At 68.0% G+C, this 15,646-nt stretch carries 15 protein-coding genes; 7 read left to right on the top strand and 8 right to left on the bottom strand.

The window, feature by feature from the left end:
* Positions 1 to 85: 85 nt before the first annotated feature.
* A complete protein-coding gene (locus RPX00_RS14800) occupies positions 86 to 1,084 on the bottom strand; it encodes a beta-ketoacyl-ACP synthase III (protein ID WP_406640105.1) in 999 nt (332 codons plus the stop codon).
* A 203-nt stretch (positions 1,085 to 1,287) separates the two neighbouring features.
* Here RPX00_RS14800 and RPX00_RS14795 point away from each other — a divergent pair, with 203 nt between their 5' ends.
* Positions 1,288 to 1,758, top strand: a complete 471-nt coding sequence (locus RPX00_RS14795) for an Lrp/AsnC family transcriptional regulator (RefSeq protein WP_378301733.1) — start codon at positions 1,288 to 1,290, stop codon at positions 1,756 to 1,758.
* A gap of 166 nt (positions 1,759 to 1,924) precedes the next feature.
* Positions 1,925 to 2,332: an SsgA family sporulation/cell division regulator gene (locus tag RPX00_RS14790; RefSeq protein WP_406640104.1), complete on the top strand. Its 408-nt coding sequence runs from the start codon at positions 1,925 to 1,927 to the stop codon at positions 2,330 to 2,332.
* A gap of 98 nt (positions 2,333 to 2,430) precedes the next feature.
* On the opposite strand, the gene RPX00_RS14785 is transcribed toward RPX00_RS14790, so the two are convergent.
* Positions 2,431 to 3,528: a S1 family peptidase gene (locus RPX00_RS14785; RefSeq protein ID WP_406640103.1), complete on the bottom strand. Its 1,098-nt coding sequence runs from the start codon at positions 3,526 to 3,528 to the stop codon at positions 2,431 to 2,433.
* A gap of 359 nt (positions 3,529 to 3,887) precedes the next feature.
* Here RPX00_RS14785 and RPX00_RS14780 point away from each other — a divergent pair, with 359 nt between their 5' ends.
* Genes RPX00_RS14780 through RPX00_RS14770 form a run of 3 tightly spaced genes read left to right on the top strand, consistent with a single transcriptional unit; the run spans position 3,888 to position 7,761 of the window.
* Positions 3,888 to 6,695, top strand: a complete 2,808-nt coding sequence (locus RPX00_RS14780) for an ATP-binding protein (RefSeq protein ID WP_406640102.1) — start codon at positions 3,888 to 3,890, stop codon at positions 6,693 to 6,695.
* A 26-nt stretch (positions 6,696 to 6,721) separates the two neighbouring features.
* The gene (locus RPX00_RS14775) at positions 6,722 to 7,396 is read left to right on the top strand and encodes a hypothetical protein (RefSeq protein ID WP_406640101.1); all 675 of its coding nucleotides are present in this window, start codon (positions 6,722 to 6,724) and stop codon (positions 7,394 to 7,396) included.
* Positions 7,397 to 7,440: 44 nt separating this feature from the next.
* Positions 7,441 to 7,761 carry an antibiotic biosynthesis monooxygenase family protein gene (locus RPX00_RS14770; RefSeq protein ID WP_406640100.1) on the top strand — a complete coding sequence of 107 codons (321 nt, stop codon included), beginning with the start codon at positions 7,441 to 7,443 and terminating at the stop codon, positions 7,759 to 7,761.
* Between the two features lie 32 nt (positions 7,762 to 7,793).
* Here the strand turns inward: RPX00_RS14770 and RPX00_RS14765 are convergent, their stop codons facing one another.
* The 4 genes from RPX00_RS14765 to RPX00_RS14750 form a co-directional block, all read right to left on the bottom strand.
* Positions 7,794 to 8,507, bottom strand: a complete 714-nt coding sequence (locus tag RPX00_RS14765) for a G1 family glutamic endopeptidase (protein WP_406640099.1) — start codon at positions 8,505 to 8,507, stop codon at positions 7,794 to 7,796.
* 199 nt (positions 8,508 to 8,706) lie between these two features.
* Positions 8,707 to 9,762 carry an ABC transporter substrate-binding protein gene (locus tag RPX00_RS14760; RefSeq protein WP_406640098.1) on the bottom strand — a complete coding sequence of 352 codons (1,056 nt, stop codon included), beginning with the start codon at positions 9,760 to 9,762 and terminating at the stop codon, positions 8,707 to 8,709.
* A 1-nt stretch (position 9,763) separates the two neighbouring features.
* Positions 9,764 to 10,642, bottom strand: coding sequence for an ABC transporter permease (locus tag RPX00_RS14755; protein WP_406640097.1), 879 nt, complete (start codon positions 10,640 to 10,642; stop codon positions 9,764 to 9,766).
* Positions 10,632 to 11,435 (bottom strand): ABC transporter ATP-binding protein, encoded by an 804-nt coding sequence (locus tag RPX00_RS14750; RefSeq protein ID WP_406640096.1) that lies wholly within the window; start codon positions 11,433 to 11,435, stop codon positions 10,632 to 10,634. The genes RPX00_RS14755 and RPX00_RS14750 overlap by 11 nt, the downstream gene beginning before the upstream one ends.
* Positions 11,436 to 11,619: 184 nt before the next feature.
* Here RPX00_RS14750 and RPX00_RS14745 point away from each other — a divergent pair, with 184 nt between their 5' ends.
* Together RPX00_RS14745 and RPX00_RS14740 are read left to right on the top strand one after the other, a co-directional pair.
* Positions 11,620 to 13,209, top strand: coding sequence for an ATP-binding protein (locus RPX00_RS14745; protein WP_406642914.1), 1,590 nt, complete (start codon positions 11,620 to 11,622; stop codon positions 13,207 to 13,209).
* Positions 13,206 to 13,862: a response regulator gene (locus RPX00_RS14740; protein ID WP_406640095.1), complete on the top strand. Its 657-nt coding sequence runs from the start codon at positions 13,206 to 13,208 to the stop codon at positions 13,860 to 13,862. Before RPX00_RS14745 ends, RPX00_RS14740 begins: the two co-directional genes overlap by 4 nt.
* A 124-nt stretch (positions 13,863 to 13,986) precedes the next feature.
* Here the strand turns inward: RPX00_RS14740 and RPX00_RS14735 are convergent, their stop codons facing one another.
* Together RPX00_RS14735 and RPX00_RS14730 are read right to left on the bottom strand one after the other, a co-directional pair.
* Positions 13,987 to 14,646 (bottom strand): hypothetical protein, encoded by a 660-nt coding sequence (locus RPX00_RS14735; RefSeq protein WP_406640094.1) that lies wholly within the window; start codon positions 14,644 to 14,646, stop codon positions 13,987 to 13,989.
* Between the two features lie 121 nt (positions 14,647 to 14,767).
* Positions 14,768 to 15,604, bottom strand: coding sequence for an SDR family NAD(P)-dependent oxidoreductase (locus RPX00_RS14730; RefSeq protein WP_406640093.1), 837 nt, complete (start codon positions 15,602 to 15,604; stop codon positions 14,768 to 14,770).
* Positions 15,605 to 15,646: the final 42 nt, after the last annotated feature.

The raw sequence follows: 15,646 nt of genomic DNA, 5'->3' as shown, positions 1-15,646 counted from the left end.
CCGTTGGCGCGACGGCTGGGCAAGGCGGCGGGACGGCTCGGGAAGCCGCGTTCGGAGGCGATCACGCTGCCCGAGTACGCGTAGCTCAGGGCAGCTCGGGCCAGGTCAGCAGCGTCGAACCCCAGGTCAGCCCAGCCCCGAAGGCTGTCAGCAACACCCGGTGCCCCGGTGTCAGCGACCCGTCGGCCACCGCGTCGGCCAGCGCCAGCGGGATCGACGCCGCACTGGTGTTGCCGACCCGGTCGATGTTCGACACCACCGCGTCCGCCGGCATGCCGAGCTGCTTCGCGGTCGCCTGCAGGATCCGGATGTTCGCCTGGTGCCCGACGAACCGGTCGACGTCGCCGACCATCCAGCCGGCTTGGTCCAGCACCGCGCGCGAGGATTCCGCCATCCGCGCGCACGCCTGCCGGAACACCGCCGTGCCCTGCATGACCATGAACCGGTCCTTCGGGTCTTCCGGCACCCGCTGCGCCGCGCCGCCCGCTTCGACCCACAGCAGCTTGGCCAGCTCGCCCTCGCTGTGCAGGTCGAACGGGCCCAGCGCGCCGGGTTCGGCCGGCTCGCCCGCGCGCAGCAGCACCGCGCCGCCGCCGTCGCCGAAGATCGGCACCGTGGTGCGGTCGTCCGGGTCGACCAGCGAGGTGAAGACGTCCGCGCCGATCACCAGCACCCGCTCGGCCATCCCGCCGGCGATGAACCCGGCGGCGGTCGCGAGCGCGTAGATGAAACCGCTGCACACCGCGTTGACGTCGAGCGCCAGCGCGGTTCCGAGGCCGAGCCGGGCAGCGACCTGCGGCGCGGTGGCCGGACACAGCTGGTCGGCGGTGGAGGTGGCGAGCACGACGGCGTCCGCGTGCCCGTCCGGGCCGAGCGCCGCCCGGCCCGCCTCCTCGGCGAGGTCCACTGTGGACTGGCCGGGCGCGACCTTGCGCCGCTCGCGGATCCCGGTCCGGGTGCGGATCCACTCGTCGGTGGTGTCCAGACGGGCCGCGATCTCGTGGTTCGTGACCACGTGTTCGGGCAGCGCGCCACCGAGACCGGCGACAACAGCGGCTCGGTGCGGCGACCGGACAGCACTCATGGCGGAACCTCCCAGACCGGCTTGTTGGCGGACATCGCCGGTTGCCTCCCTTGTATGGCCTACCCCTGGGTAGACCGGTCAGTTGTGTTCTACGTCACTAAGAGACCTCTTCCACATTCGCTCGATAGGAGGTATTGCGATCAGCGGTTCGTCGACGTGGTAATTGCGAGGCTTTTTGTCGGTCCGCCCAGTTAGCCTGAAGTGTGCGCACTCCCGACCTCGACCAGCTTGACCTCGCCATCCTCTCCTGCCTGCAGACCGACGCCCGCACGATCGCCGAGGTCATCGGGTCCAAAGTCGGCCTGTCCGCCGCGGCCGTGCAACGGCGGATCAAGCGGCTGCGCGAAGCCGGAGTGATCGAGAAGGAGGTCGCGGTGCTGTCCCCGGCCGCGCTCGGGCTGGACATGACGTTCGTCGTGATGGTCGAGATGGAGCGCGAGAGCATGGCGGTGCTCGACGGCTTCCGCGCCCAGGTGCTGGCCGACGACTGCGTGCAGCAGTGCTACTACGTCACCGGCACCGCGGACTTCGTGCTCGTGGTCACCTGCCCGGACATGGCCGCGTTCGAGACTTTCGCCCGGCGCACGTTCTTCGACAACCCGAACGTCCGGCACTTCACCACGAGCGTCGCGATGGACCGGGTCAAAGTGGGCCTCACGCTGCCGCTTTCCTGAACCTGGCGGAAAACACAAGGGTTCTGTGTCCGGCGTTACGCGTTCGCGTCCTGATGCAACCGATCGCGTGAACGTCGGCGGAACGCCGTCATGTGCTCCCGAGTCGATCATCTCCCTGCCGACCAGTTCGCGAGGCGCGAACGACCGGAGGACTCCAGGAGCAGCCGTGCACACCACCGACGCCGTACACCAGACCCAGTTCGTACTGCTGAACGAGAGCACTACGCCGGTGCTGTCCCGCCTCTCCTTCCACGTGTCGGAGCCGTACGCGGTCACCGTGGCGTTCCGGACCGAACGCGGCCGGTGGATCGAGTGGACGTTCGCCCGCGACCTGCTCGTGGCCGGGCTGGACGAGCCGACCGGGATCGGCGACGTGCGGATCCGGCCGGACCTGTCCGAGGACGAGGCCTTGCTGACGCTGGAAATCGAATCGCCCGACGGCTACGCGTCGTTCGAGCTGGAGCGCGCCGACCTCGAGGCGTTCCTGGAATCGTCCTACGAGCTGGTGCCGCTCGGAGCCGAGAGCGAGCACTTCGACATCGAGGGGCTGATCGAGGAGATCAGCAACGTGTGAGAAGACCTGCCGATCCCGCGGCGATGCGGACAAGGGCGGTTCGAGTGCGCTGGAGGCACTCGAGCCGCCCTTGTCGTATGCGACCGCTGGGGACCGGATCAGCCGCGGACGAGCGTGGTGCCGGTCGCCGAAAGCGCGACGTTCACCGGGTAGTAGTAGCTGTTGACGGTGTCGCCGCCGGAAACCATGCCCTGCGCCTGGTTTCCGCTGATGAACGCGCCGCCGGAGTCGCCGTGGTCGGACCGGGCGTTGGTGAGCACCATGCCGGTCACGGTGCCTTCCTGGTAGCGCACGGTCTGGTTCTTGGCGCGGATCGTGCCGCAGGTCCAGCCGGTGGTGGAGCCCGCCTTGCACACCGAAGCGCCGACCGCGGCCTCGGTGGAACCGGCGACGCGGGTGCCGTTGTTGATCTGGCCGACCGGGGTCCAGTTGCTGTTGACCCGCGCGGCCGCGTAGTCCGCGCCCGGGAAGCGGTAGGTGGAGAACTGGCCCATCGCGACCCGGTTGTAGCCGGACAGCGCGCCGCCGCCGGTGAGCGCCGCGCAGTGGCCTGCCGTCAGGAAGCCGCCGTTCACCGAGAACCCGACAGAGCAGCGGGACGAGCTGCCGATGTAGTACGCGTCCCCGCCGCGCACGTTGTAGTGCGCCTTGGGCACCGCCGACGTCTCCGTCACGATCACCGCCGCAGTGTCCACACCGGACTGCCGGACGAACTTCTCCGCCGCGCCGCGCTGTCCCTTGAGGACAGTCAGGGAGATCCGGTTGCTCGCGGTGTCGATGCCCCATCCGGTCACCGACTGCGGTGCGGCCTTCTCGTGGGCATTGAGCGTCTGCACGGTCGAGTCCAGCTGGCGGGCGCTGAACCGGACAACCTGTGCTTCGGCGCCTGCCGCGCGCACCTGGTCGACGAGCGCCGCGTCGGTCACCGCGACCACGGCCTTGCCGGTCGCCGCGTTGAAGCTCGTGCCGCTGAAGCGTTCGCCGAGAGCCTTCTCCAGAGCCGCGCCGACCTTGCTCGCGGCCTCCTCGTTCGCGAGCCGAGCTAGTGCCTGGCCGTGGGTGAGACCGAGGTCGCGCTGCATCGCCGGGACCATGTCGGGGTTGAGCGGGGCGGCGCTCGCGGCCGGGACTCCGGCGAACAGCGCGGTCACCGCGGCGGCAGCGGTTGCGGCACCGAGGAATCTGATGGCTTTCATACTTCTCCCTCGCGTTCGGTTCCCCCCGGCCACGAAGCGTGCGGCGATGGTCCAATCCACTGCAATAAGGGGGCCCGAGAATAGGTAGCGGAGCAATCCTTAAGTAGGGACTTGCGCGACTACCGAGCGTTCTCCGCCGAAGCCGCGGCCCGTGGATTGTTCCGCTGAACCGGGGAACACCGCGTGGTTTCGCACTCTTCGGTGACCGTGCACCGGGCTTTCTGCTGCCAATTGGTGACCGTACGCAGGCAGACGTGTGAGCAGGGTACGCACTGCCCCGCCGAGAGTCGGTTTACCGCGCCACCCGCACTGCTTAAGCTCCGGGCGAAACGGACAAGACGCGCACTGGGGAGGTCGTGATGTGGCCGGCCGTTCCGACGGTGGTTTCCGTGCGTCCGCGTCCGGCGGCTTTTGCCGGACGCGACCTCGAACTCGCTGCCGTCGCTGAGGTTCTCGGACACCGGCCGGCGGCGGTGCTGGTCGAGGGCGCGCCGGGGATGGGCAAAACCCGGCTGCTCGCCGAACTCGCTGTCCGGCCGGAGTTTTCCCAGGTCCGTGTATTGCGTGGCGCGTGCCCGCAACTGCGGGAGCCCTTTCCGTACGGTCCGGTGCTGGAAGCTTTGCGCGCCGCCGGGGATCGGCTCGGGCCGATGAGCCCGGTTGCCGGTGCGCTGCAACCACTTCTGCCGGAACTGGCCGACGTGCTGCCGCCCGCGCCAGCGCCGCTGCCGGATCCTGGCGCGCAACGGCATCGAGTGTTCCGCGCTTTCCGGGAGCTGCTGATCGCCTGCGGACCGACTGTCTTGCTCATCGACGATCTGCATCGCGCCGACCCGGGAACCGGTGACCTGCTGCGATTTCTCGCCGTCGACTGGCCATCGGACCTCGGCGTGGTCGCCACCTGCCGGACCGGAAGCTCGGTCGTGCGCGCCGTTCCCGGGGTGCAGAGCGCGCAGGTCACGCTCGGGCCGTTGGACCTCGCGGCGGTCACCGCGATGGCTTGCGACCTTCTGGCAGTGCCGCGGATCAATGCCGGGTTCGCCGCGAAGCTGCATGAGTACACCGCCGGAATTCCTTTTGTGGTTGAGGAAACTCTGCGCGCATTGCGCGGTACCGAGCTGAAAGAGTCGGCACTTGACCGGCTGGAAGTGCCTGCCGCGCTTCAGGAATCGGTGTCCAGACAGCTCGCCGCATTGCCGAAAGCCGTGGCGCAGATTGCCAAAGCCGCGGCCGTGCTCAACGTGCCCGCCGAGCTGTCGCTCTTGAACGAGCTGGCCGGAGTGGCCGTGGACGAGTCCACACTGTCCGGCGGCCTGCTCGACGAAATCGACGACAATCGCTTCGGCTTCCGGCATCCGTTCGCCCGCAAGGCGGTGTACGATACTCTTAGCGCGCTTGAACGAAAACTCTTGCACACCAAGGCAATGCATCTGCCAAATCAACCGTTGTCGTTGCTGGCCGCGCACGCACACGCTGTCGGCTGCGTCGAGCAATGGCGGCAGTACGCGGAAAAAGCGGCGGACGAGGCGGTCGCGCGCGGCGACACCGCGCAGGCGATCGATCTGCTGCAGGCGATTGTCGCGAAGGCGGACGAGGCCGCGGTCGGGCGGTTGGCGAAGAAGCTCAGCGACGTCGCGTTGCGCGTCTTCCGCCCGGATGTCCATCTGACGCTGGAAAAGGTGCTCGAGGACCGGCCGCTGCCGCCGGCCGTGCACGGGACGATCCGGCTCGCGCTCGGCATGCTGCTGGTCCGCGTCGCCGGCCGGTTGGAGCAGGGCCGCGCGGCGGTGGAGCTGGCTGTCGCCGAGCTGTCGGACCGCCCGGAGCTGGCCGCGCGCGGGATCAACCTGCTCGCGCTGCCGTTCGACGGGCTGACCCCGCTGTCCTGGCACGAGCAGTGGATGCGCCGGGCGCGGGAGGTCCACGCCGGGCTGACCGACCCTGAGCTGCGGCTTGCGCTCACCGGAGACCGGATCGCGACCGCCGCGCACATCGGCGACGGTTCGGCGTGGGCGGAGTTTCAGGCGCTGCCGGACACCGCGGCGAGCGTCGCCGAACGCGTGCAGCTGGCGCGGCTGTGGTGCAACCTCGCCGACGCGCAGTCGTGGTCCGGCCACCTCGACCGGACCGAACAGCTGGTCGCCGAGGGCCTGCGCCGGGCTTCGGACGCCGGCGCGCTGTACCCGAAGGGCCTGATCGAAGGCACCGAAGTGCGGCTCGCGTGGTTCCGCGGCAGGTGGGAAGGCCTGGCCGAGGCGACCGAGGACGTCCGCACGCGGCACCCCGCGCTGGGCGCGATCGTGATGGAGACGTCGCTGGTGCTGGGCGGGCTGGCGGCGATCCGCGGCGAGTTCGCCGCGGCCCGAAGACACTTGGCCGACGCCTCGGCGCTACGCCCGGGCGAAGGCCCTATCCCCGTCGTATTGTGCGCGGCCTCGGTGTTGATCGGCGTCCATCTGTCGACCGACGACGTCGCCGCAGCCTGCGAAGCCGCCGATATCGCTGTCGACGCCGCTCGCCGCAAAGGCGTGTGGGTCTGGGCAGCGTCGCTCGTCCCGGCCGCCGCAGAGGCGTACACGCGCGCAGACCGTTGGCACGACGCGGACGCGTTTGTCGAAGAGTTCGCGCGCGGCATCGAAGACCGCGACGCACCTCTCGCCGGCGCAGCCCTGCACGCTGGCCGAGCAGTCCTAACCAACGCCCGTGCGAAACACCTAGTGGCCGCGACCCTCTTCGACACCGCTGCCGACGCGTACGCAGAGCTGCCGATGCCGTACGTCGCCGCAGGCATGCGTGAACGCGCAGCGCGCTGTCGCCTCGAAGCAGGTCAAAGCGGCGCGACAGCCGCCCTCAGCGAGGTCGCAGCCACGTACGTACAGCTGGGTGCCGCGCGCGACGCTGGCCGCTGCCATCACCTGCTACGCGAACACGGTGCTTGGGCACCGTCTCAACGCGGCCGTCGCGGCTACGGTCGCGAACTGTCGCCGCGAGAACGCGAAGTCGCCGAGATGCTCGCGGAAGGCCGTACGAACCGTCAGATCGCCGACGGACTGTTCCTGTCACCCCGCACAGTGGAGCAACATGTCGCGAAGGTGCTTCGCAAGCTAGGCGCGCGAAGCCGCACTGACGTCGCGAGGAAGCTGCCGTCCCCGGAAACCGCGCAATAACCAGCACCTCGTCCTACCGTATCCAGGTGGCTGACGAACGAGTGCCTGCCTGGCGGCGGGCGACCAAAGGCGAGACGCGGTGGCCCGCGGCGGCCGTCGTCATCGGGACCCTCGCCCTGCAGCTCGCGCTGCCCGACGAGATGGTGCTGCACCCGTGGTGGCTGCTGCCCTCGCTGACCGCCGTGCTGATCGTCGCGCTGCTCCTGCTGAACCCCGGCCGGCTCAGCGAGTTCAACATCGTCGAGCGGATGGTCGCGCTGACCGCGCTCGCCGTCGTCAGCGTGCTCAACGGCGCGTCCGCGGTGCAACTGGTGATCGGAATCGCACAGGGCGCGCAACGCGGGCACGCCGTCCAGGTGCTGATCAGCGGCGTGGTCATCTACTGGACCAACATCGTCGTCTTCTCGCTTTGGTACTGGGAGTTCGACCGCGGCGGCCCGGCGCGGCGCGCCGCGGGCCGGGCGGACTTCCCCGACCTGCAGTTCCCGCAGATGAGCGACCCGTCGATGGCCAAGGAGGAGTGGGAACCGCGGTACCTGGACTACCTGTACACCTCGTTCACCAACGCCACCGCGTTCAGCCCGACCGACGTCATGCCGCTGCGGATCTGGGCGAAGATGACCATGATGATCCAGGCCGGAATCTCGCTGCTGCTCGCGCTGATGGTGTTCGCCTGGGCGGTCAACGGCCTGCAAGGCTGAAAACCCGCTGGCCTCGTCCGCGTCCGGCAGGTATATCTCCGGCCATGGAGCTTCCCGACCCGCCCTACTACGCGGTGATCTTCACGTCCCGGCGCACCGAAGGCGACCGCGGCTACGCCGAGCGCGCCGCCTACATGGCCGAACTCGCCGCCCAGCAGCCCGGCTACCTCGCCATGAACTCCGTCCGCGACGAGTCCGGGCTCGGCATCACCGTGTCCTACTGGCAGGACGAGGAGTCCATCGCCGCCTGGCGCGCCAACCTGGAGCACACCGAAACCCGCAACCAGGGCCGCGCCGAGTGGTACACGGAGTTCGACGTCCACGTCTCCCGGGTCGAACGCGCCTACCGCTTCGAGCGTCCGTGAGGGGAACCCTGACCGCAGGTTCCCCTCACGATCTACTGCCGGTTCATGGCGAAGCTCTGCCCGTCCGAGCCGATCGCACCCGGGACCCACGTCGCGCTGCCGCCGTCGTCCGCGTTGAGGCCCTGCGGGCTCGTGTCGGCGAGGTTCTTGCCGTCGAACTTGACCCCGTCGAACTTCACGCCGCCGCTGATCGACGGATACGAATCGGTCGGCGATTCGATGATCGCCTCGGCCGACGAGTGCTTCGCGTTCAGCGACTGCGTGGTCGTTTTGGTCCAGCCCTGGGTGTCGTTCTTCAGGTCGAGCTTGTAGCTGTTGTTGCTACGCGTGACGGTCGCGGTGATGTGGTCGCCCGCCTTCACCGGTGCCTCGCTCGAGGAGTAGTAAACCGGGGCGGCCGGGTACATTTCGTACCAAGCCTGATATTGCGGGCTTCCGCTGGAGCAATCGGTCGCGACGCCGGTTTGCTCCACAGAGGACGATCCGTCGCCGTCGATGCCCACCCACGGCGCGAAGAGGTCGTTGCTGGACTTGCAGGTCGCCGCGGGTTCGGTCCAGCCCGCGGTCGCGGTGGTGAAACTGCCGAAACTGACGTAGCCGCCCCAGTTTCCGCCGGAGTAGTGGTTCCCGTGGAAGTGCGAGCCGAACGAGACGGGCCCGGCGCCCGCGCCCGCGACGAGGGTCGCGGCCGCGAACGCGCCGACCGCCAGCAATCCGAGGGGACGCGGGAAGGATCGTGAACTCATGGGCATCCAATCTGGTCACGGGAGTGCCTGCGCGTACCAGTGTTGAATTCGCCCGCCCAGAATAGGTAGCTACTTTCGAAGGGTATTCACATCTCGGGAACTCTTCACCAAATGTCCCGATTCTCCTTTGTGTACACGGAAGTCCGTGCCCGCCCGCTAGGGGAGGCAGCGGGCCGGCACGGACTCCTTCCGAAGTGGACTACCGCGCCGTACGGGCGTGCGCGGCGTCCACGAACTGGGTGGTGTAGGTCTTGGACAGATCGATTTTGTCCTTTTTGGGCTTTACGTTGCTGGACGAGGCACCCAGCACCTTCAGCACGTTCTGCGCGCCGGACGGGTCCATCCGGCCGTCCTTGGTGAACATCGGCAGACTGTCCTTGAGCGACTTGACGTACAACGCCTTGTCCCCGCCCGCGAACGACGGTGGCATCAGGTCAGCCACCTGTTCCGCGGTGTGCGTGGAAAGCCACTGCAGCGAATTCACGTACGCATTGGCGAGCTTCTGCACGACGTCCGGATAGCGTTTCACGATTTCGCAGCTCATGTACAGCGAACTCGCCGGATACAACCCGCCCAGCGCGGCGCGAGTGCCTTCCGGGGTGCGCATGTCGTACAGCACCTTGGCCTGCCCGGTGTTGGTCAGCTGCGCGATGGTCGGGTCGGTCGTCATACCCGCGTCGATCGAACCCTGTTGCATGGCAGAGATAAACGTCTGCCCGGCCCCGACCTTCACCGGCGTGTAGTCCTTGCTGCCGACCCCGCCGCGGCTCGCGAGCGCCTTGGTGAGGAAGTCGGTCGACGACCCCAGCGACGTGACCCCGAGGTTCTTGCCCCGGAAATCCGCACCGGACTTAATGTGCCCGGATTTCGGCGTGGCGACCATTTCTGCCTCGCCCGGCACATTCGCGAACTGCACCACACTGGTGATGCATTGGTCCTTGGCCTGCAGGTCGATCGTGTGGTCGTAGAACCCGACCACACCCTGCACTTCCCCGGCCAGCAACGAGGTTTCCGCGTTGGCCCCGGACGGCTGGTCGAACAGTTCGACGTCCAGCCCCTGCTTCTGGTACTCGCCAAGCTGCTTCGCGAGCTGACCCGGCAGATAGATCACTTTGGACAGTCCGCCGACCATGATCTTGATGTGCGGCCGCCCGCCGTTGCCGAGGTCGATCTCCCGGGAATCCCGGCAGGCACTCACCCCGGCCACGGTCACCAGCGCGGCCGCCGCGACCGCGAGTGTCCTCTTTAGCCGCATGTCAGATGTCCCGTCGTCCGTCGTCGGCCGACATCTGCGGACGCCAGCGCAGCAGTTTGCGCTCCGCCGAACCGATCAGCCATTCCGCGAACAACGCCACGACCATGATGACGAGCATCCCGGCGTAAACCCCAGCAGTGTCAAAGGTGCCCTGCGCGTTAGCGATCAAGAACCCCATACCCGCCTTGGCCCCGGTGTACTCGCCGACGACCGCGCCAATCAACGCGAACCCGAAAGCCACGTGCAGCGACGAAAGAATCCACGACGTCGCGCTCGGCAACACGATCGACTGCAAGACCTGCCACCGCGTCGCACCGAGAATGCGGGCGTTGTCGATCAGGTTGCGATCCACTTCGCGAGCACCGGTGAACGCGTTGAAGAACACCGCGAAAAACACCAGCACGAACACCGTCGCGACCTTCGAGGACAGCCCGAGACCGAACCAGATCACGAACAGCGCGGCGAGCACGATCCGCGGCATTGCGTTGGCCGCCTTGATAAACGGAGCCAGCACCTCGGCGAGATACGCGCTGCGGCCGAGGATGACCCCACAGATCACACCAGCGACCGCGCCGAGCACGAAGCCGATCACGGCCTCCTCGACAGTCACCAGGATCTGGTACCAAATGGTCCCGAAGTCGGTCCCGGTGGTGAACCATTCGGTGAGCCGCTGCCAGATCTTCGACGGCATCGAGTAAAAGAACGGGTCGATCCAGAACCGTCCCGCGATCTCCCAAAGACCAAGCCAGGCCACGAGAATCGCCAGCCGCAGCAGCCAGACGTTGCGCTTGTGCCGTCCAGCGGAGCGCTTCGCCCGGGAAAGAATGTCTTGTTCGGTTTCGAAGACCGGCGGCGGCGCGGTCTGAGTCTCAAGCGACACCGGTCGCTCCCTTCTGGCGGGCCTTGTCGACCTCGCCGCGCAGCGATTCCCAGATGTCGGAGTAGAGCTTGCGGAATTCCTCGGTAAGCCTCAGCTCTTCCACCTTGCGCGGCCGCTCCAGCGGAATCTCGAAGACGTCCTTGACCGTCGCCGGGCTCGTGGTCAGCACAACCACCTTGTCCGCCAACGCGATCGCCTCGTCGAGGTCGTGCGTCACGAAGATCACCGCGGCACCGCTGCCCGACCACAGCCGCAGCAGTTCGTCCTGCATCAGCGCGCGCGTCTGGACGTCGAGCGCGGAGAACGGCTCGTCCATCAGCAGGATTTTCGGCTCGGTGACCAGCGTCTGCGCCAGCGCGACCCGCTTGCGCATGCCGCCGGAAAGCTGGTGCGGGTAATACTTCTCGAACCCGGCCAGACCGACCCGGCCGATCCAGTCCGCCGCCTTCTTCCGGGCGTCCTCTTTGGACTCGCCACGGAACCGCGGCCCGGACGCGACGTTGTCGAGCACCGAACGCCACGGCATCACCGCATCGGTCTGGAACATGTAGCCGACACCGTCCGGAATGGACTTCACGTCGGCGCCGTGCACGACCACCCGGCCCGCCGACGGCGGCTGCAACCCGGAAACCAGGGACAACGTGGTGGATTTGCCGCAGCCGGTCGGCCCGACCACGGCGACGAACTCCCCCGGTTCGACGGTCATGGTCAGCTCGCGGACAGCGGTGTGGACAGAACCTGATCCGCTCGGGAACCTTTTGGTGGCGCCGATCAGTTCGATGAGTGGGGCCATCGAGGTGACTCCTTCGTCACGGTGGGGACTCGCTCGAGGCAGGTTAAGAGCGGGTTTCGCGGTGGAGAAGCTTGTCGACGTTCTGCGTGCGCTCTGCGCGTTCTCCACGTTTTGCTCGTTTAGCGCACAGCCCTGAGCTGGGGGTATGTTCCCTGGCATGCCGAAGTGGGCGCTCTTTCCGCGGATGCGGTTCACCCGTCAGGTCCTGCTGCTGCAGATCGGCGTGGTGGTCCTCGTCGTGGGCCTCGGCGTCGCGCTGGTCAGCTCGCTCCTGCGCACGACGCTGTCCGAGCAGTACGGCGAACGCGCCTTGGCGATCGCGAAATCGGTGGCATCCGACCCAGTAGTGGTCTCGGGGGCGGCCGCTCGGCAGCGGGGTGGACCGCTCGAAGAACGCGTGCAAGCAGTGACCAAGGCGACCGACGTGTTGTTCGTGGTCATCACCGACGACCACGCGATCCGGCTCGCGCATCCCACTCCGCGCGAGATCGGCAAGCGAGTCAGCACGTCCGCGGAGGAAGCGCTCGCGGGCAAGGACGTGGTCAGCGCTGTTCAGCTGGGCACGCTGGGGGTGTCGGTGCGCAGCAAGACCCCGATCTGGCAAGGCTCGCGAGTCGTCGGGGAGGTGAGCGTCGGTTTCGACATCACCGAGCTGACCGGCGACTTCAACAACCTCCTTTCGCTGACCCTGGTCTTCGGCGGCGGGGCACTCCTGCTCGGCGCGGGCGCGTCCGCCCTGCTCAACCGCCGTTTGCGCCGCGTAACCCACGGCCTCGAACCCCACGAACTGACCGAACTGCTCTACGAGCGCGAAGCCGTCCTGCACGGCATCGGCGAAGGCGTGCTGGCCGTCGACGCCGAACGCCGGGTAACCGTCCGCAACGACGAAGCCGAACGCCTCCTCGGCACCCCGCTCCCCGTCGGCGCACCGCTGCAAGACCTGGACCTGTCCCCGCGCGTGCACAAAGCCGTCGCCGAAGGACGGCCCGTCGACAACCTCCTGGCCGTAGCCGGAAACCGAGTCCTGGTGATCAATTCCCGCGCCGTGCAACGGGATGAACGCGCACTAGGTACCGTGCTCACCTTCCGCGACCGCACCGACCTCGACACCCTCACCCGCGAACTCGACGGCATCCGCTCCCTGTCCGACGGCCTGCGCGCACAACGGCACGAGTTCGCGAACCGTCTGCACACCCTGTCCGGTCTGCTGCAGCTGGGCCACCACACCGAAGCCGAGGAATACCTGCAAACCCTCACCGAATCCACCGCCTCGCGCGCCGAACCGCTCGACGACCGGATCACCGACCCGTACCTGCAGGCCCTGCTGGTCGCGAAAACCGAGCAGGCGCAAGAAAAAGGCATGGACCTCCGGCTGGCCGACGACTCCTGGGTCCCCGCCGCGGTAACCGACCCGATCGCCGCGGGCACCGTAATCGGCAACCTCGTCGACAACGCCCTGCACGCCGCCCGCATGGGCCCGCGCCGCCCAGCTTGGGTAGAGATCGGCCTGCTCGCCGACAACTCGACCCTGCATGTGTCCGTTGTAGACAGCGGACCGGGCGTCGATCCTGCCTTGCAGGACCGGCTTTTCGACGAAGGAGTGTCCACAAAGCTCAGTCCCGGCCACGGGCTAGGACTAGCCTTGGCCCGCCAAGCCGCCCGAGCCCGCGACGGCGACGTCTGGCTCGCCGACCCCGGCGGCACGACGACCGGCGCGTTGTTCGTCGCCAAACTTCCCGGCCTGCTGGACCGACCCGAGGAGACCGACGCATGATCCGCACCCTGATCGTGGACGACGACTTCCGCGTCGCCGGCGTGCACGCGGGATTCGTGTCGGAGGTACCGGGATTCACCGTCGCCGGAGTCGCGCACACCGCCGCGGAAGCCCGCGCCCGCGTGCGGGAACTGGCCCCGGACCTGGTGCTGCTGGACGTCTACCTGCCCGACGAGCCCGGCCTCACCGTCCTGCCGGACCTGAAGACGGACACCATCGTCCTGTCCGCCGCCACCGACGCCACATCGATCTCCGCCGCGATCCGCGCGGGCGCGCTGAACTACCTGATCAAACCGTTCACGACCAGGCAGTTGTCGGAACGGCTCACCTCGTACGCCCGGTACCGCAGCCTGGTCACCACCGAACGCCCGCTATCCCAGGACGACGTGGACCGAGCCTTCCGAGCCCTCCACGACCAGGATCGCGCAGCGACGCCCAAGGGCCAATCAAGCGCGACGGCACGACTGGTGTCCGAACGACTCCGCAGCTCGCCGACGCCGTTGTCGGCCGCCGAAGTAGCCCGCGAACTAGGCATGGCCCGCGCGACGGCGCAGCGTTACCTGACCGCACTGGCCGAGTCAGGCGCGGTGGAAATGCGGCTCCGCTACGGCGCGACCGGACGCCCAGAACACGAGTACGGCTGGATCGGCTGACCCCGACAGCAGCGGTCAAGGCCCATCGGCCGATCCACTGACCGCGGCCAGAACCGCCGGAGCGAATCCGCCTGATCCCCAAACACTGGCCAGCGGCCAACCCGTCTGCGGTCAGCCCGGTCTCTCAGTGCCCGCCAGCCATCCGCTGCGCCATGTCGAACCACGGCTTCCAGTTGAGGAACTGGTCGACCCCCACCCGCGCCGGAGGCTTGCTCGGTGTCGGCGTGTCGAGGTCCGCCCGCGGGTCGGCCTGTTCCGGCGTGTCCGGAGCGGCCGTCGCGCGCGGTGTTGTCGGGTGGATCGGCGCGTGCCGCCGCACCGGGGTTTCCCGCGAAGGCACCGGGACGTACACCGTGACCGGCGGCGCGGTCTGCGTTGACGGCGGCGTGATCGTCGACGGGACCGGGACCTGCTGCTCCGCGATCGGGGTGCGCTGTTCGGCCTGCGCGAAGGCGTCGTCCGAGGACGGGCCGGGCAGCGCCCCCGTGAAGTAGCCGCCGGCGAGCCAGCCGAGTCCGACCAGGATCACTGCCAACCCAGCGCCGACCCACACCCGGGCTCGCCGCCGGGACGCGACCGCACGCGGGCGTTCCTCGGCGGGCGCGCATCCGGCGATCACCGGGATCTGCTGGGTCGATTCGCAGCTCGTCTCCGGCACCACCGCGTCGTCCTGAAGCCGCGGCCCGCGCGGCAGGCTCGCGGCGATGATGCCGGTGCGATCGACCAGTTCCCCGGAGGCGCGGTCAGCGGGCGCGGGCACACGGCGCTCGGCAAGGCGCAGCATCGAGGGCTACCTCCGGGGTGCGGACACACGAGTGGACTGGCAGCATTCTGCGGCATTTTCGACCGGATCGGCGAAAATGCAACTCCATCGAGTGATCAAGAATGCGGACAGTCGCCGCGCGCTATCCGTTCCGCTCGACGCGTTTGAGCCCCTGGCGCGCCAAAATCGCGAGCGGACGCTGGTAAGCCGACCCGAGCACGCGCGGGATCGCGTCGATCACGTAGGCGTCCGGTCCAATGAGGATCCGAGCGGACCGCCTGCGCACCCCGCGCAGGATCGTCTCGGCCGCTTTCTTCGGTGTGGTGCGGGCGATTTTGTCGAATCCGGCCGCCGCCTTGGCCTGGTCGCCACCCGCTCCGCCACGGGCGTTGCGGGCGATGTTGGTCTTGATCCCGCCCGGGTGCACACAGCTGACGCCGACCGGATGCCGCGCCGCGAGCATTTCTTCGCGCAGTGACTCAGTGAATCCGCGAACGGCGAACTTCGCCGCGTTGTATGCACTCTGCGTAGGCACTCCGACGAATCCGAACACGCTGGAGATATTCACGACGTAGCCGTCGCCAGACTCGATGAGATGCGGCAGGAATGCCTTCGTGCCGTTCACGACGCCGCCGAGGTTGATGGCGAGCAGCCAGTCGAAGTCCTCGAACGTCATGTCCTCGACGGTCGCGCCCAGCGCCACCCCGGCGTTGTTGACGACAAGGTTGACCCGGCCGTGCTCCTGCACGACGTCCTCGGCGTGCGCGAGCACGGCAGCGCGATCGGCCACGTCCAGCGAATGACCCCGCACCTCGGCCCCACGCTCACGCGCTTCGCGCACGGTCCCGTCGAGACCTTCAGCGTCGACATCGGACAGTTCGAGGCGCGCCCCGTGCAACGCGAGTTCGAGCGCCAGCGCCCGGCCGATGCCCGAGCCCGCTCCGGTGATCACTGCGACTTTGTTCGAGAAGTCCTTCATCGTCTCCCCACCCTGGTCTCACCGCTTTCTCTGATACTAGTG

Origin of the sequence: Amycolatopsis sp. WGS_07, assembly GCF_045278895.1 — a bacterium.
In the GTDB taxonomy this organism is placed as follows: domain Bacteria; phylum Actinomycetota; class Actinomycetes; order Mycobacteriales; family Pseudonocardiaceae; genus Amycolatopsis.
The sequence above is the reverse complement of the archived record's forward strand: the minus strand, read 5'-3'. Positions and strand labels throughout refer to the sequence as shown.

Bases quoted from the DNA above. Each gene is read 5' to 3' on its own strand.
- RPX00_RS14800 (WP_406640105.1), bottom strand. From the start codon at position 1,084: ATGAGTGCTGTCCGGTCGCCGCACCGAGCCGCTGTTGTCGCCGGTCTC.
- RPX00_RS14785 (WP_406640103.1), bottom strand. From the start codon at position 3,528: ATGAAAGCCATCAGATTCCTCGGTGCCGCAACCGCTGCCGCCGCGGTG.
- RPX00_RS14780 (WP_406640102.1), top strand. From the start codon at position 3,888: ATGTGGCCGGCCGTTCCGACGGTGGTTTCCGTGCGTCCGCGTCCGGCG.
- RPX00_RS14770 (WP_406640100.1), top strand. From the start codon at position 7,441: ATGGAGCTTCCCGACCCGCCCTACTACGCGGTGATCTTCACGTCCCGG.
- RPX00_RS14765 (WP_406640099.1), bottom strand. From the start codon at position 8,507: ATGAGTTCACGATCCTTCCCGCGTCCCCTCGGATTGCTGGCGGTCGGC.
- RPX00_RS14760 (WP_406640098.1), bottom strand. From the start codon at position 9,762: ATGCGGCTAAAGAGGACACTCGCGGTCGCGGCGGCCGCGCTGGTGACC.
- RPX00_RS14750 (WP_406640096.1), bottom strand. From the start codon at position 11,435: ATGGCCCCACTCATCGAACTGATCGGCGCCACCAAAAGGTTCCCGAGC.
- RPX00_RS14745 (WP_406642914.1), top strand. From the start codon at position 11,620: ATGCGGTTCACCCGTCAGGTCCTGCTGCTGCAGATCGGCGTGGTGGTC.
- RPX00_RS14740 (WP_406640095.1), top strand. From the start codon at position 13,206: ATGATCCGCACCCTGATCGTGGACGACGACTTCCGCGTCGCCGGCGTG.
- RPX00_RS14735 (WP_406640094.1), bottom strand. From the start codon at position 14,646: ATGCTGCGCCTTGCCGAGCGCCGTGTGCCCGCGCCCGCTGACCGCGCC.
- RPX00_RS14730 (WP_406640093.1), bottom strand. From the start codon at position 15,604: ATGAAGGACTTCTCGAACAAAGTCGCAGTGATCACCGGAGCGGGCTCG.